The 16,500-nt window shown below is 51.0% G+C and carries 15 protein-coding genes; 13 read left to right on the forward strand and 2 right to left on the reverse strand.

Annotation, left to right across the window (positions count from 1 at the left end):
• Positions 1-137: 137 nt before the first annotated feature.
• Positions 138-479 (reverse strand): hypothetical protein, encoded by a 342-nt coding sequence (locus HMJ29_RS08970; protein WP_171591158.1) that lies wholly within the window; start codon positions 477-479, stop codon positions 138-140.
• Positions 480-1,250: 771 nt separating this feature from the next.
• Here HMJ29_RS08970 and HMJ29_RS08975 point away from each other — a divergent pair.
• The 4 genes from HMJ29_RS08975 (at position 1,251) to HMJ29_RS08990 (ending at position 6,218) form a co-directional block, all read left to right on the forward strand.
• On the forward strand, positions 1,251-1,577 hold the full coding sequence (locus HMJ29_RS08975) for a hypothetical protein (protein WP_171591159.1): 327 nt from the start codon (positions 1,251-1,253) through the stop codon (positions 1,575-1,577).
• 179 nt (positions 1,578-1,756) lie between these two features.
• Positions 1,757-3,592: a molecular chaperone HtpG gene (gene htpG / locus HMJ29_RS08980; RefSeq protein WP_171591160.1), complete on the forward strand. Its 1,836-nt coding sequence runs from the start codon at positions 1,757-1,759 to the stop codon at positions 3,590-3,592.
• Between the two features lie 141 nt (positions 3,593-3,733).
• Positions 3,734-5,173, forward strand: coding sequence for a hypothetical protein (locus tag HMJ29_RS08985; RefSeq protein ID WP_171591161.1), 1,440 nt, complete (start codon positions 3,734-3,736; stop codon positions 5,171-5,173).
• Between the two features lie 82 nt (positions 5,174-5,255).
• The gene (locus HMJ29_RS08990) at positions 5,256-6,218 is read left to right on the forward strand and encodes a toxin-antitoxin system YwqK family antitoxin (protein WP_171591162.1); all 963 of its coding nucleotides are present in this window, start codon (positions 5,256-5,258) and stop codon (positions 6,216-6,218) included.
• 74 nt (positions 6,219-6,292) lie between these two features.
• On the opposite strand, the gene HMJ29_RS08995 is transcribed toward HMJ29_RS08990, so the two are convergent.
• Complete coding sequence (locus HMJ29_RS08995) at positions 6,293-6,652, reverse strand: YraN family protein (protein ID WP_171591163.1); 360 nt, start codon at positions 6,650-6,652, stop codon at positions 6,293-6,295.
• 391 nt (positions 6,653-7,043) lie between these two features.
• Here HMJ29_RS08995 and lipB point away from each other — a divergent pair, with 391 nt between their 5' ends.
• The 9 genes from lipB (at position 7,044) to porM (ending at position 16,479) form a co-directional block, all read left to right on the forward strand.
• Positions 7,044-7,838, forward strand: a complete 795-nt coding sequence (gene lipB, locus HMJ29_RS09000) for a lipoyl(octanoyl) transferase LipB (protein ID WP_171591164.1) — start codon at positions 7,044-7,046, stop codon at positions 7,836-7,838.
• Between the two features lie 9 nt (positions 7,839-7,847).
• A complete protein-coding gene (locus HMJ29_RS09005) occupies positions 7,848-8,267 on the forward strand; it encodes a hypothetical protein (protein ID WP_171591165.1) in 420 nt (139 codons plus the stop codon).
• 68 nt (positions 8,268-8,335) lie between these two features.
• A complete protein-coding gene (locus tag HMJ29_RS09010) occupies positions 8,336-9,403 on the forward strand; it encodes an MraY family glycosyltransferase (RefSeq protein WP_244678895.1) in 1,068 nt (355 codons plus the stop codon).
• Positions 9,404-9,426: 23 nt separating this feature from the next.
• Positions 9,427-10,605, forward strand: a complete 1,179-nt coding sequence (locus tag HMJ29_RS09015; protein WP_171591166.1) for a DUF4271 domain-containing protein — start codon at positions 9,427-9,429, stop codon at positions 10,603-10,605.
• Between the two features lie 78 nt (positions 10,606-10,683).
• Positions 10,684-11,514, forward strand: a complete 831-nt coding sequence (locus tag HMJ29_RS09020) for a uroporphyrinogen-III synthase (protein WP_171591167.1) — start codon at positions 10,684-10,686, stop codon at positions 11,512-11,514.
• A gap of 138 nt (positions 11,515-11,652) precedes the next feature.
• Entirely contained in the window at positions 11,653-12,645 is a 993-nt protein-coding gene (locus HMJ29_RS09025; RefSeq protein WP_171591168.1) for a PorP/SprF family type IX secretion system membrane protein, read from the forward strand.
• Positions 12,646-12,884: 239 nt separating this feature from the next.
• Positions 12,885-13,904: a T9SS ring complex lipoprotein PorK/GldK gene (gene porK, locus HMJ29_RS09030; protein ID WP_171591169.1), complete on the forward strand. Its 1,020-nt coding sequence runs from the start codon at positions 12,885-12,887 to the stop codon at positions 13,902-13,904.
• Between the two features lie 128 nt (positions 13,905-14,032).
• Positions 14,033-14,839, forward strand: a complete 807-nt coding sequence (porL, locus tag HMJ29_RS09035; protein WP_171591170.1) for a type IX secretion system motor protein PorL/GldL — start codon at positions 14,033-14,035, stop codon at positions 14,837-14,839.
• A 59-nt stretch (positions 14,840-14,898) separates the two neighbouring features.
• Entirely contained in the window at positions 14,899-16,479 is a 1,581-nt protein-coding gene (porM, locus tag HMJ29_RS09040; RefSeq protein ID WP_171591171.1) for a type IX secretion system motor protein PorM/GldM, read from the forward strand.
• The last annotated feature ends 21 nt before the right edge of the window (positions 16,480-16,500 follow it).

Below are 16,500 nucleotides of genomic sequence, written 5' to 3' on the forward strand. Positions count from 1 at the left end.
GACGCCTCAACACTAAACTGGCCAGTGTAGCAGTCCCGACGGGAGGTAAGGGAAAGGCGTAATTCCTCTACAGGGTGCACGCCTACTAAGGCCTCACTTCAGGAGGCAGGCGTGGCTACAAGTGGCCTACTGCAAGTTTAGCTTAGGCTAGGCGGGCCGCGTAGGCCAGTAGTTGGGGTGAAAGCGGCCACGCCCGCGGGCAGCGTACTTGCTGCTGCTACTGAAGAGTAGCTGGAAAGCTCAACCGGCAGGACCAGCGGCTCTGGGGTTTGGAAAGCTTCCTTGAAAAACTGATCAACATCACAGTGCTGGTGCTTGGCCGAAAGCAGCGCTTTGCCCTTAGGCCACTTCACCGATTGCGTAGGCTCCTCGGTGGTGTGCTCGTGGGTGTGCAAAGCCAGTACCCACGCATCAGGCAGCAGCACCCGCGCAAAGCACAGGAGCAGCACAAGAGCCAGACGAGACCGAAGGGTACGCATTTGCAACATTGTATCAGCTGAGCGACAAATGTAGGAGGAAATATTTGTGAACCTACTGTTCAGCATTAAAAAGCATCAGCTGATTCACGAAAGCATAACCCCCTGACAACCTGCAGACAATATAGCTGTCAGACCTTTGTGCTGTTCCTCGTCAGTAAATAGAGCCACTATGAAAACCATCACAGCTGATTTGTTGCGTCGCTTAGCCGCCATGTTGCGCCCTTCCTCAAAATCATCCGACCCAGATCATGCCGAGGTGCTATTTGTATGAGTGGCACTACGCGAAAATCGTTCTTATATCGCCCAGCAAACTTCAGCTACCGCCTGACGAATAGGACTGCAACCAACCCTGCTGTTCACGAAACCCAAGCTGTATCTGTTAAGGGTAGCGTTTCCGCTGTACTACCTATTGCAAACAGGCCACTGCGCCCAGTAAAGCAAGCAGCAATCTTGCTTAGGTCTTGGTACTGAGCGAAGATGTGTGAATATTACATGAGTGTTTGGAAGATTGATAGATAATTGAATTGATCTAATAAATCAATATTGTAGTTTTGTCACTATACTGAGCCGATTAGTCGGTCTACTTAGTGGTCAAATGCTATGATGTGCGTAGTTAATTCCTTGTTTGTGCAGATTTTTCCACAGTATCGCTTGTTGCGGTGTGAATGGCGAGGTGCACTAAATTTTGCAGATTTTAGCCAAGCATTGGAACAGCTTCTGGTAATATCTCGAGATAATCAAATTACACATTGGTTGGTTGATAGTAGTACTATGCCTCTACTGGGTCTGGCTGAACAAGCCTGGCTCAGCGACGTGTGGCTGGAGCAGTTCTTGGTTATGGGCGTAGAGCAGTTGGCGCTCATTCAACCTCTTAGTCTCCACAACCAGCTCGTAATAGAGAATATCCTGAGTGAAGGGCAACGCTATGCCAAGATCAAGTTTCAGTTTTTTTCTGATTCCTCAGCGGCGCTTGATTGGCTGACCCGCTCTACTACACATCTGGTTGAGAGTTTAGAATATGAGTGGCAAGCGGCCTTGCCTCCTGCACAGCGCATTTACCGTAATGCTATGCGCGAGCTGTGGGAGGTAGGCCACTAGGCCACGGCCCTGGCAAACGATGGCGGAAAGAGCACAATACGGAAAGAAAAGCGCTGTCAAACTGGCAGCCGCAGTGGAAATGGAATATGGTTTGAAGCCGGAGCTTTTGCTTGCTGGTATGTTTACCGGCTGGCATTTCGTCTGCATTCCTGTTTTTAACTCCTCTTTTCCAACGCACTATGCAAGAGAAAGGCAGCATCTCGATTCATACCGAGAATATCTTCCCCATCATCAAGAAATTTCTGTATTCTGACCACGAAATCTTCCTGCGGGAATTGGTCAGCAATGCCGTTGACGCCACACAGAAGCTGAAGAGCCTAGGCCAGCTGGGTGAGTTTAAAGGCGAGCTAGGTGAGCTGAAAGTAAAGGTGAGCGTAGACAAGGAGGCGCGTACCATTACCATCTCCGACCGCGGCCTGGGCATGACGGGCGAAGAAATCAAGAAGTACATCAACCAGATTGCTTTCTCCGGGGCTTCTGAGTTTGTAGAGAAGTACAAGGAGCAGGATGCCGCTACTAAAGACCAGATTATCGGTAAGTTTGGTATGGGCTTCTACTCGGCGTTTATGGTAGCCAGCGAGGTAGAAATCTTCTCCAAGAGCTACCAGGAGGGTACTGAGGCGGCTCACTGGACTTGTGACGGTAGCACGGAGTTTACGCTCGAAACTGCTGACAAAGCCGACCGCGGTACTGATGTAGTCTTGCACGTAGCCGAAGACTCGGACGAGTTTCTGGAAGCGGCCCGCTTGCGCACCATCCTTACCAAGTACTGCAAGTTCCTGCCCATCGAAATTGAGTTTGAGGGCGAAGTAATCAACCAAACGGCGCCCATCTGGACAAAGCAGCCCTCAGAGCTGACCGACGAGGATTACAAGAAGTTCTACCATGAGCTGTATCCAATGTCGATGGATGAGCCCCTATTCTGGATTCACCTCAACGTAGACTACCCCTTCAACCTGACGGGTATCCTGTACTTCCCGAAGGTAAAAGATGAGCTGCAGTTCCAGCGCAACAAAATCCAGCTGTACTCGCGTCAGGTGTTTATCACCGATGAGGTGAAAGACGTAGTGCCCGAGTTCCTGATGCTGCTCCACGGCGTTATTGATTCGCCTGATATTCCGCTGAACGTGTCGCGCAGCTTCTTGCAGGCTGATGCGGCCGTAAAGAAAATTAACACCTACATCACCAAGAAGGTAGCCGACAAGCTGGCCGAGTTGTTCCGCAAAGACCGCGCAGGCTTTGAGGAGAAATGGTCCGATATCGGCCTGTTCGTGAAGTATGGCATGCTCTCCGACGAGAAGTTCTACGAGAAGGCCAAGGATTTTGCGCTGGTACAGAACGTAGCCGGCAAATACTTCACCCTGGCGGAGTATCAGGAGCATGTGCAGGCCAACCAGAAAGACAAGAACGACCAGACGGTAGTACTATACACCACCGACGCGGAGGCGCAGCACGCTTTTGTGCAAGCCGCTCAAGACCGGGGCTACGACGTGCTGAAACTGGATGCTGTGCTTGACTCGCACTTCATTGGCCAATTGGAGCAAAAGCTAGAGAAAACCACCTTTAAGCGCGTTGATGCCGACACCGTTGGCAAGCTCATCGAGAAAGAGGAGCAGCAGGAAAGTGTACTCAGCGACGACGACAAAACCAAGCTGCAGGAGCTTTACAAAGGCGCCATTAGCAACGAGCACATGCACGTGCAGGTAGAGGCGCTCTCGCCTCAGGATGCGCCGGTTATTATTACCTTGCCTGAGTTCATGCGCCGCATGAAAGACATGCAGCGCACTGGCGGTGGCGGCGGCATGCAGATGTTCGGCAACCTGCCCGATAGCTACACGGTGAGCGTAAACGCCAACCATCCCATTGCCCAGCGCGTGCTGAAAGCTGAAGGAGAAGCCGGCAGCAAGCTGGCCCGGCAAGCCTACGACCTCGCGCTGCTGGCGCAAGGTATGCTGAAAGGAGAGGCGTTAACCGCCTTTGTGAAGCGTAGCGCTGATTTACTGGCTGCTGAATAGTCTAAAAAAGTCTTAATAGTTTAAAACAGTACAAGGGCTCTGGCTACTATAGTCAGGGCCCTTTGCGTTGTAAGGCAGCACACGGAAAATAGTAACTTGGGCCGCCATCACGTAGAGTGGCATCCTGATTGTTTTTTTCACATGATTGAGCGCTTATCCTATTCCGCAGGGCTGCGGAAAACTATTACCTGGACTGGTATAGCCACATATATTGGCCTGGCAGTACTCGCGGTGCTATTCTATAAAGAGCGGGTCGCCTTCGTCGATTTATCATTCCACCTATTCACTATTCTACAGGAGAATAACCTCACTATCCAGAACTTTCGCTTTGGGGCTGCCATTACCCAGCTAGTACCGCTGGTGGCCAGCCGTATGGGCCTGGGGCTTCAGAGCGTAGCTGTTTTATACTCGCTGGCTTTTGTAGGGTGGTATGCGTTTGTGTTTGCGTTCTGTGTGTGGGTTTGCCGGGCAGAGCGCTGGGCTGCGGTAGTACTGATGCTGAGCACGCTTATGGTTACGCACACCTTCTACTGGGCTCAGTCGGAGCTACAGCAGGGGCTAGCCTTTATGGTGCTCTTTTTGGCTATTTACCAACGCTGGCTCAGTGATAAAATACCGAGCTGGGGCACGCCAGTACTAGTGCTAGGCCTGGTAACAGTGTGCTTTTTCCATCCTATCATTTTTATCCCCTTCAGCTTTTGCTGTGCCTTCTTTGTGCTCCGTAACAGAGAAGGCCGAATCAGTCATATCTGGCTGCTAGTGGCTTTTTTAGTATTGACGTACATCAAAAACAAGGTTTTTCATACCGCTTACGATACTGAAAACATGAAGCGGAACGAGCAGCTGTTGGCGTTATTTCCTAACTACTTCAGCACCGTTTCTTTTCGCAGATTTATAGGTTGGCTACTGCACGATTATTACGTGCTGGTAGTAGGGCTGCTGGCAGTGATGGGGTATTACAGCTGGGAGCGTAGCTGGCTGAAACTCTTGCTAACAGGAGGAGGGTTTTTGGCCTTTGCTGTTTTAGTAACAGCTTCCTACCCCGGCGGACAAGAGGAGCAGTTTTACATGGAAAACCTGCTGTTGCCCTTAACTGTATTTGTGGCCGTGCCTTTGGCCTTCGACGTGCTCCCGGGTATTCCTGGCCGTTGGGCGGTGGCGGCCGTGGTACTAGTGGTAGCAATGCGCGTAACAAGCATAGGCCTGGCGCACTCCCCCTACACCAACCGTATTGCGTGGGCACGGCGCGTAATGCAGCGCAGCGAGCATCTGCCTAATCGAAAGCTGATTATACCTGAGCAGGGCATCCCGATGGATACAGTAATGATGGCCTGGGGTACTCCGTATGAGTTTTGGCTGCTTTCTTCACTGGAAGGCAACCACCAGGCCCGCTCCATTTGTGTTAGTCCTAACCCGCAGGAAAAAGAGTGGGCACTGCGCAAACCACAGTCCTTCATTGCCACTTGGGGAGTGTTCGACTATGCCCAGTTACCGCCGCGCTATTTCCCCTTTCCGGCCCAGGACACTACGAGCTATCAGCAAATCACCTACGCCGAACTAATGAAACCGACCAACCCCTAGCCGGCCGCGGTAGAATTGGCATGAAGGGCACCAAATATGGCTATGTTTACGTTCGATGCTGCGAATTCAGTCCGTTAATCTCATGCGTCTGTTCCGTCTGTACTTGCTTTTGCTGATAGGCCTTGGCCTTTCGGTAGCGGCATGCTCCAAAAAAACAGTTTCCTTCAATAGTAAGTCCAATGCTGGTGGCCTAGCCTTGGGCACAGACTCGCTGACCACTACCTCCGACACAACTGCAGCTCCTTCACTGATAGCCAAGCGCACTACGCTTACCAAAGAGCAGGAGCGGGCCGCCAAGGAGAAAGAAAAGGCAGCGCAGCGCAAACCCAAAAAGAAGAAAAATATCTTTCTGGGTGAGCGGATTAAAAAGGGCTATGTGAAGTCAGGTGGCAAGGGCAAAAACCAACGAATCGAAACGTTCTATTATCTGCGCAGCTTCCAGCAGCCCAATCCGTATGCGCCGGCCCGCTACGTCTATGACCCCAAGAAGCGTCGGATTATCAAGGCTACCGGAGAGATTGATGGCAACCAGTATAAGGTGCTGCATGGCCCTTATAAAAAGACGGAGGGAGGCAAAGTAGTGGAAACCGGGTACTACGCCATTGGAACCAGGCATCTGCGCTGGGAAACCTTTAACCGGGAGAACATTCTGCTCACCAAAACCCACTACGAGATGGGTTTCCCACGCGACGCCAACGTGACCTATTATGATGGGGCGCAAAAGCAGGTAAAAGAGGTAATACCGTTTGTGAATGGAAAGCTGGAAGGCGATTATGTGCGCTACAATGAGAACGGCCAGCTGGAGTGGGATGGGCAGTTTGAGAACGGGAAACGCATTGGTACCTGGAACCGCTACTGGGGCTTCCGGAACGCTCGCAACCGCCTACGCTACGAGTACCAGTACGGCGAAACAGGCTACGACCCCGAAGTAACGGAGCCTGTGCTGGTAAAAGAATACAACCGCAATGGTGTGCTCATCTACGAGAAAGATAAACTAGATAAGCGCGGCGAAGGCGATACTGCGCGCCCCGGCATGAAAAAGTAAGACGGCACTTTATTCACCCGAAAAAGGCGCACGCCGTACGGTATGCGCCTTTTTCGGGTGAATAAAGTGCCGTCTTAATAGAAAGCATCTTCAAAGTGTGCAACCTGTAGGCCACTGCTGCTGGGCGTAATCGCTAGAATATCAAACCGAATGTCGCCGGTCCAAGCGAGGTGCTCCTGTACCTGCTCGGCTGCGCGCCGGAACAGCTCCTGTTTGCGAGGAGTCACAAATTCCTCAGGGTACCCGTAGCGTACCGTTGTCCTGGTTTTAACCTCCGCAAACACCAGTAGCTCCTGGCCCAGGCGCACTATCAGGTCCACTTCGGCCCGGCAGTAGCGGTAGTTGCGGTGTACCAGCGCATAACCCTGAGCCAGCAGGAACTCCAGTGCGGCGTCTTCCCCAGCTTGGCCTAGCATATGGGCAGTAATAGGCATGCTAAGTTGAATATACGTGTAGAATACTATGGCTCTGAGCGCTGTAGGCTTGTAGCAAAACAAGTAGGTAGCCCACGCTAAAGGTAACTCCTTCATTGGGGTTGGGGCTAAAAATGGTACCTTTGCGCGTTTTCTGAACAGGCGCAAGGTGTCCGTTTTCACTCAGCAAGGTCTATTCCTGCCTATAACTAGGCGCCGGAAATGGGTCCTGCTAAGAGAGTAATGCTGATATTCTTGAGGCTTTTCAGGAATATTTTTACTTGGCTGATGCAGCTTAGTTTCTTAGCGTGAAATGGCTAAATTGCTTGATGGTAAAGGCCATGGCTGTTGCTTTTTATAAGCATTCGGCCGCTTTTGTCATCTGTTTTTCTGTCGCTTACCCAACCTGCCCATGGACTTTCTTTCAGCCTGCGTAACCCCCAGCCCCCCCGGAGCTGCTTCCTTAGCAGTGGCGCCCGCGCTATCGGGGCAAAATCGGCAGATTCAGGTTCGCCGGTTGGGGTTGGTTGACTACGTACCTACCTGGGAGTTGCAGGAGCAGCTATTAGCTGATACGCTGGCAATTAAAGCCCGTAACCGCACTGCCCAAGAGCAGGCGCAGCCCTTTGAGCCAACGCCCAATTACCTGTTGCTGTGTGAACATCCGCATGTATATACTCTGGGCAAAAGCGGCAAGCCGGAGCACCTTCTCCTGAATGAAACTGGCCTGGCCGCCCACGCCGCTACCTTCCACCGGATCAACCGTGGCGGCGACATCACTTATCACGGACCTGGCCAGCTGGTAGGGTATCCCATCCTCGACCTGGATAACTTCTTCACCGATATCCACCGTTACCTGCGGGTGCTGGAGGAGGCCGTTATCATGACCCTAGCCGACTACAATCTCCGCGCCGGGCGCATTGATGGGCTTACTGGCGTATGGCTTGATTTTGAAGCGGGAGCTGCTAACCCTCGCAAAATCTGTGCTTTAGGAGTAAAATGCAGCCGGTGGGTAACCATGCACGGCTTCGCCTTAAACGTCAACACCGACCTGTCGTATTTCGGGCATATTGTGCCTTGTGGCATTACCGATAAAGCAGTCACGTCTTTGCAGCAGGAGCTAGGCCAGGTAGTACCTGTAGCGGAGGTGCAGGAGCGTTTGCTACTACATTTGGCCGGATTATTGGGCGCCGAGCTCCGCTCTTGAGTTTTTAGCATGAAAAAAGATATTTCATTTGATCCGGTAGAGGGTGTCTCTGTTGCCATTGTGCCAGACGCCGCCGCTGCCACGCAAGAAGGGCAACCAGGTTGGCTGGTGTACCTGCTCAACCACAATGAGTACCCAATCAGCAATGTCATCGTCAGCTCCAACGGCTACGGCCTAGACCCCGCCGATGGCAGCCCCATCCGTACCTCTACCTTGCGGCACGTGCTGCTTGAAGTGGAGCCGCACACGGCCGTACCCATTGAGCCCATTGACCCCGCATTGTTTCACTTAAATAATCAGTACTGGGTGAGCTATTACCGCGACAAAAATATCTTCGACAAAAAATTCATTTTTGTGCCTGATTCTATCGTGGCCGATAACCTAATTCATATAGCACTGCTCAACCGATCTGGAGTGTTGCATAGCTAGGCCTATATTTTCATTGCTTCAGTCAGAAAGTTCTGGCTAAGCGTAGTCTCTGTTTGAGTCGAACCACCATGAGTCACCTTGGAATTCAGTTGGGCCTGTCCTCTCTTTGGGCATTTCTGGTATCGATGTTTGCGGTGCCGTCCATTATTTACATCGCCCACCTGAAAAATATGCTCGATACGCCTAACGTGCGTACCGTCCATGAATCCCTGACTCCTCGCCTTGGTGGGGTTGCAGTGTTTGCCGGCTTCATGTCGGCTCTTACCATCTTCGCCGATCTATCACACGGGATTCAACAGCTGCTGGCTGGCTGCATTGTGCTGTTTTTTGTGGGGCTTAAGGATGATCTGGTGACCATTTCCGTCGCGAAGAAATTCGTAGGCCAACTGCTTGCTACCGGCATCGTCATGATTATGGCCGATGTGCGCATCACGAGTTTCCAGGGCATTCTCGGAATACAGGAGTTGCCAGTTGGCATCAGCTACGCCTTTACTTTCCTGGTTATCGTGGGGATTACCAACGCCATCAATCTCATTGATGGCCTCGATGGTTTGGCGGGTACTATTGTACTTATAATTGTGAGCACCTTCGGGTATTACTTCTATGAGTACGGCGGTCCTAACTTTCAGAACTACGTATTCGTCTCGGTTTGTGTGATAGGAGGAATGCTCGGCTTTCTGCGGTACAACTTCCACAAGGCCAGTATTTTCATGGGCGACACGGGCTCTCTACTGTGTGGCTTCATTGTTTCCATCCTGACCATTCAATTTATCGAGATGGGGCTGAAGGTGGGGCAACCGTTTGCTTCTGCTGCACCCTCTGTGGCCGTTGGTATTCTGTTCGTGCCTCTTTTTGATACGTTGCGCGTGTTTATCGTACGTATGATGGCGGGCCGCTCGCCTTTTTCTCCTGACAAAAACCACGTGCATCATCGCATCCTGGCTATGGGCTTCCAGCAAATCAGCACAGTTATGCTGTTAGGAGCGCTTAACTTGGTGGTGATTCTGTTTGTCATCAATTTCGCCTACCTCGGCAACACAATGCTTATTGTTGGGCTGGTTGTGTTTTCTGTGTTGCTCAGCTTTCTGCTGGGGGTATACCAGAGCCGCAGTGCCCAGCAACGAGTGGCTTCCTAGGCCACTTTTACCGTATTATGGTTGTGCGTTCCACCGGTGTATATGCTCTGCTGCTACTGCTTGGGTTGCTTTTAGGCACCGTCCGGCTGACTTCAGCGGCAGAATATCGGGCGCTACCAGTGGCTCCGCGCGCAGGCCTCACCTCCGACTGGCTTATTCATGATGCGGAAGGGAACCGGCTGGTTTTGTACCTCCCCGATTACCATTCCCCAGCCCATGCTTATTACCAATGGCTTACTATCAGGCCTGGCAAGCCATTCCCTATTAGCTTCACTGCTCGTCAGGGCCTAAGCCTGTTTATCGATAATCGGCTGGTGTTTACCGCGCGCACACCTGCCTCTTATACCGTCGATCTAACCCAGCTACTTCCGGCAGGCTCCACGGCCGGTTCTCACTTGCTATGCGTTTGGCAGGAAGATGCCGTTCCCAATCTCGCTTCGTTTGCTAACGTAGCCGCCACTCCCGTTGCTCCCAAGGGTAAGACTTCGGGAGCTGCTCTTGTAGCTCAGCCCCGGCCCCGTGGTCACCAGGGCCAAACGGTATTCCTGTGCTTCCTCTTGGTAATCGGACTGGCCTACGGTAGCATTCGGGCCACATATCAACCGGGTTTCGCGCGTATTTATCAGGTAGAAGGGCTCTGGGGAAAAGCATCCGTTGAGCAGGACTTCTTAACCAAGCCCACTATAACCTGGCTTAATCTGGGTCTGGTGCTACTCTTTTCCTTATCCTTTGCCCTGCTTCTGGTAGCCATTCATACCAATATTCAGAGCATCGTTATTCTACGACGGTTATTTGACGTGCCCGAATCGGCAATTGTGTTGAGGGTGCTGCTGTATACTGCTCTAGTGGCGGGGTTTGTGATAGGCAAATACCTATTTCTGGAGCTTATGGGGTATATTTTTGACGTGACAGACCTGGTAATGGTACAATACCGAGAGTTTGTACGCACTATTTTGTTTATGGGGCTGTTTCTACCCTTAGTGATGTTCCTGTATCTCGGGCTCAACCAGCGGCTACCAGAAACGGTCTTGTGGGTTTCCAACGGGGTGGTTTCCTTGCTGTTGGTAGGCACCGTACTACGGGTTGCCCGTACTCTGCATAGGAAGGCGTCGCTGCTAAATCTTCATTTGTTTTCGTACCTTTGCGCCACAGAAGTGATACCCTTGGTCATTCTGTTAAAGCTGATTGTTTTTACCTACTGAACAACACATTACTGTCGGCTGTGCCGCATAGTAATGGCCGCAAAGCCGACTTATCGCCCTAGACTTACTTTTTTACTTATGGCCGAAAGCAACGACAAACCGGGGACGGGCCGTCATGCCAAGCGTATCTCCAGCATTCTTGTCACCCAGCCCAAGCCCACGAACGACGTTTCTCCCTACTTTGCTATTGCCGATAAGTATGGCATCAAGGTAGATTTTCGTGAGTTTATTGAGGTGCAGCCGGTCTCCTACAAGGACTTCCGCAAAGAAAAGGTCAACATTCTTGAGCATACGGCTATCATTTTCACGAGCCGTAATGCCGTAGACCATTTCTTCCGCACTTGCCAGGAAGCCAAGATTGAGATGCCAGCGGAGATGAAGTATTTCTGCATCTCTGAGCAAACGGCTAATTACTTGCAGAAGTATATTGTGCTACGCAAGCGCAAGCTATTTGTAGGCCAGCGGACGGCCGCTGATCTGTTCGAGGTCATCAAGAAGCATAAGAACGAGAAGTTCCTGTATCCCTGCTCCGACATTCGCAAGGATGATATCCCGGAGTTTATGCGGGCAAATGGCTTCAAGTTTACGGAGGCTGTTATTTATCGTACCGTTGCCAGCGACCTGTCTGACTTGTCAGATGTGAAGTACGACTGCATTGCTTTCTTCAGTCCCTCAGGTATTAGCTCGCTCTTCATCAATTTCCCTGATTTCGAGCAAAATGGTACCCGTATTGCCGCATTCGGCCCTACTACGGCTAAAGCAGTCATTGACGCAGGGTTAGAGCTTGATATTGAGGCTCCCCAACCCAATGCACCCTCCATGACCGGCGCTATTGAGGCCTACATACGGCTGCATCATGGGGCCGATAGTAACAAGGAAAAAAGCAAGAACGGCAAGCAAAGCGCCTGATTCTGAGAGCGGGAGAACTACCTTGGTGGTTTTCCCGTTTCATCTTTATCCAGGATTGGTTACAGAGGTTTTTTGTATACATTTGGAAGCTCCCGACTTCCTGATTCCTGTGTAACTTACGCGAAGTCAGCCGCTTCTATGAAGAAGATTTTACTTCCTGCTTTCTTATTATTATCTGCAGCAAGCACTGCAGTTGCCCAACAACAGCCCCAGTTCAGCCATTATGGCTTTAACGGTATGTATCTTAATCCGGCGTATGCCGGAATAAAAGGGCAGGGAGAAATCACAGCTATTGGTCGGTCACAATATTATGGCTACGATGCCACCTTCGATAGTGGCGGTACTCTCCAGACTGCTTCACTAACTGCTTCGTTGCCTGTCGCTGCTATTGGGGGCGGCTTAGGCATTGGTATCTACCGCGACAAAGTAGCTCAGCTGTCCACTACCAATGCGCAGCTCTCATACTCCAAACACATAAAAGTTGGAGAAGGCCGGTTGGGAATAGGTGTGCAGGCTATATTTAATAATATATACCAAGGCACTTACAGGTTTATAGACGAGGGAGACGTTAAAATCCCGCGTGAAGGCTCTGATCAGAAGTTTGATGCTGGTGTGGGAGCCTGGTATGAATCAGATAAGCTGTATGCAGGTTTGAGCTTTAATAATCTCTTCCGCTCCGGCTATAAGTTCAACAGTGAAGTAGTGGGAGGCAAGACGGCAGAGTACATCAATGAAAATCATGCGTATCTTACTGCTGGTTACAATATTGAAGCCTCGTCTTCCGTTGTTGTAACACCCACTTTGTTGGTGAAAATGGTGCTGCCAGGTAAGTTTGGGGACAACAGCAAGTTCGCGTTTAAGAACAACTCGTATGAGGTTGGCGCTCGTGCCACTTTTAATGAGCGTTTCTGGGGTGGGATAGGGTATCGGTACGATGAATCGTTCACCGGGATGGCTGGCCTAAGTTTTGCTAAGGATAATGCAATGCGTGTGGGACTGGCCTACGACTTAGTTGCATTTAACTCAGATGCGCGTGCTCTGAGCTCCTTTGAGATTTTGCTGTCTTACCGCTTGCCCAAACCAGGGCTGTTGGTTCGCCCGGCAATTCGTACCCCACGCTACAGCTTTTAATTTAAAAGGCTAAAACAGGGCTACGGGGCGCCCTGAGTATGTGTTATCTATGAATTTTGGCTTCTCTGTACTAACTCCTTGCCTTCCATCGTTTAATCGCCGCTTGCTTCGGTTTTAAAACATTCGGAATGCATTGAGCAAAAGGCTTGCGTACGAACGTACAAATAGCTAGATTTGCCGGCTCACAAAATTGTAATCTTTGGGTATCGCCGCCTGAAAAGTCTTTTTCTCTTCCTCACATGAACAAGTTTCTCATTTTGCCTCTCGTTGCGTTCTCGACGCTCTTGCTGGGAGGCTGTGGTTTTGGCAAAGGACCGCAAGGCGACCTAGTCGGAGCTGAGGACCGCCCGGAGTTCAATCCACAGGAGGTTCCTTACGGTATGGTTCCATGCCCAGGCGGCACGTTCCACATGGGACAGACCGACCAGGACATTTCGGCCTCCATGGTCAACATGAATAAGCAGGTAACGATTGCCGGCTTTTACATGGACGAGACCGAAATCACTAACAATGAATATCGTCAGTTTATGAACGCTATTCGCCAGGACTCGATTGATGTGCTGGGTGAAGAGTACGTGATGACTGAACTCTATCCAGATACCACTGTATGGGTGCGCGACTTCACCTATCACATGGGTGACCCGCTGATGGAGTACTACTACACTCACCCTGCCTTCGATGACTACCCAGTAGTAGGTGTTGATTGGTTTGCTGCCAAGTACTTCTGCAACTGGCGCACCAAGCACAAAAACGCCGCCAACGAAGAAGCTGGCCTAGCGCCCACGCCTAACTTCCGTCTACCCTCTGAGGCTGAATGGGAGTACGCTGCCCGTGGTGGCCGTGACCTCGCTACTTACCCATGGGGTGGTCCTTACCTGCGCAACTCGAAGGGTTGCATGCTGGCTAACTTCAAGCCAGGCCGTGGCGACTATGCTTCCGATGGTTATGCTTACACCTCTCCAGTAGGAGCCTTCTTCCCCAATGACTTCGGCCTGTACGACATGTCGGGCAACGTGGCCGAGTGGTGCGATGATGCTTACATGGAGGCCTCAGTACCCGTGGTATGGGATATGAACCCCACTAACCCTGACGATAACGAGCCTCGCAAAGTGGTCCGTGGTGGTTCGTGGAAAGACATTGCTTACTTCTTGGAGACGGGTACCCGCAACTTCGAATACCAGGATTCGGCCCGTTCCTACATCGGTTTCCGCACTGCCATGATTCAGATTGGCATGGGCTCCAATGGCAGCTTGAACTAGGCGCCACGAGTTAGCCCTAAGCGTTAAAACTGCATTACGCATTCCTCTGAACTCCCTACGTACACCTTCTGCATCTTTCTTCTTAGCTCATCAACTCACCAACTTCTCTTTTTTAATTTCTTACTAACATGGCAGCAAAAGGCGGTAACTTCATGTATGACGTGGTTATGCCCAAGGTGTATGGCATCGGGGCCGCAGTCGTAATCATCGGAGCATTGTTTAAAATTCTGCACTGGAAAGGTGCTGACGTTATGCTGATGGTGGGACTGGGTACTGAAGCCCTGATCTTCTTCCTAAGCGCATTCCAGCCAAATGCCAAAGAAGTTGATTGGTCACTGGTATATCCCGAACTGAGCGAAGGTTACGACCCTTCTACTAACAGCAACAAGTTCGTTGAGCAAGGCACTGGCACGGGCCTGACCCGTAAGCTGGATGATATGCTGAAAGATGCTAACGTAACTCCTGAGGCTATCAACTCGCTGGGCCAAGGCTTGAACCGCCTGAGCACTACCACTCAGCAGCTGTCGCAGCTTGGTGATGCCACCAGCGCTACTGACGAGTACACGACGAAGGTTCGCTCAGCGGCTCAGTCGTTGGAGCGTATTAATGAAGCTTACGGCAAAACAGCTCAGGCAATGACTGCCATGGCTGACGCTACCAGCTATGCTAAAGAGTACCACCTGCAGGTGCAGAACGTAACCAAGAATCTGGGCGCTCTGAATGCAGTGTACGAAATGGAGCTACAGGATGCTAACACGCACCTCAAGTCCATGAACAAGTTCTACGGCACTTTGTCGCAGGCTATGGAAAACCTGACTGAAGCCGGTAAAGAAACTGAGCAGTTCAAGCAGGAAGTTACTAGCCTGACTACTAACCTCAGCTCGCTCAACCGTGTGTACGGTAACATGCTGAACGCCATGCGCGCTACCAGCTAAGACTAGTCTTCCTTAGCAACTTCAGGTTTAGTTCACCCCATATAGATAGGTAAGACACGATGGCGGGAGGTAAAGAGACTCCACGGCAGAAGATGATCGGGATGATGTACTTGGTACTCACCGCTCTTCTGGCCCTTCAAGTAAACTCAGCGATTCTGCTGAAGTTCAAGTTCCTTGACGAAAGCCTTGGTTCTATTAACAATAAAGTTTCGAATGCGAATGAGGGGGCGGTAAAGGGCATTCAGGCTCAGGTTGAAAAAAACCGCAATCAGCCTCGCGACCTCGCTGTTTTGAAACAGAGCCAGGAAATCCGGGATCGTACGAAACAAATGGTTTCGTATCTGGATGAGGTACGTAGCAAACTACTAACCGCTACGGAGAACAAGGGTAAAAACGAATTCAAGAATATGAGCGCCGAGGACAAGGTAGCCATCACCATGCTTGGTGGCACCCGTAACGGCGAAGCATATAAGATGAAAGAAGAGCTAAACAAATACTCTTCTTACATCAAGCAATTTGTTCCTAACGCTGGCCCACTGGCACTCGATGCTCGTGAGGATGCAATGGTGACTGATCCTGAGCAGAAGAGCAAAAACTTTGCTGAGCTGAACTTCGAGAATACCCCCGTAGTAGCAGCACTAGCTGTTCTTTCTCAGAAAGAAGCTGAGGTACTGAAGTACGAGTCGGATGCTCTGGCTGCACAGGCTGCAAAAGTAGGTGGCAGTGTAATCGTATTCGATAAGATTGGTGCTTTCGCCAGCGCTGAATCAAACACCGTTGCTGCTGGTACGAAATACAAAGCAGAATTGTTTCTGACGGCTTCTGCTTCGGGCCTCAACCCAAGCATGACTTTGAATGGTTCTCCTCTGCGTGTTGATCAAAACGGCCATGGTATTGTAGAATTCACTGCTCGCCCTGGTTCGTTCGATGCTAGCGGCAACGCCAAAGCCTCTTGGACGGGTACTATCCGCTTCAAGCAGAACGGACGCGATACCGTCTTCACCAAGAAAGTAGACTATACGGTTACTAAGCCAGTAATGCAGATTCAGTCGGCATCTGTGCAGGCTCTGTATTTCAAGTGCGGTAACAAGCTAAGCGTACAAGTACCTGCTCTCGGCGCTCAGTACGATCCTAGCTTCTCTGCTTCGGGTGCTAGCACCATCAAAGGTTCAGCTAAAGGCGAGGTTACATTGGTGCCTAACGCCAAACAGGTAACGTTAAACGTTAGCAGCGGTGGTAACCCCATCGGTTCGCAGACGTTCGAAGTTCGTCCTATTCCTAAGCCTGAGATTAAGTGCATCGTAGGTGGCCGTGAGGCCAACGAGAAGCAAGGTACTCCTATCACCGCAGTGCGCAACATGCAGCTGCGCGCAGTTGCTGATGCCGGCTTCTCTACCTTCTTGCCAGATGATGCTCGTTTCCGCGTTACGCGTTACGAAGTGACACTGGTGCGTGGTCGTCGCCCTGCACTTCCAACTATCCCTGTTAACGGTCCTAACGTTGACCTGAGCAGTGTAGTAAACTCGGCCCGCGAAGGTGACCGTCTGTACATCGAGGTAAAAGAGGTACAGCGCATGAACTTCCAAGGCAATACGGAGCAAGTAAACGTTTCTAAGCAGTTCAATATTCCGCTGCTCTAAGCGTTATTGATCTGAACTAAC

The organism is Hymenobacter taeanensis, assembly GCF_013137895.1.
GTDB lineage: Bacteria > Bacteroidota > Bacteroidia > Cytophagales > Hymenobacteraceae > Hymenobacter > Hymenobacter taeanensis.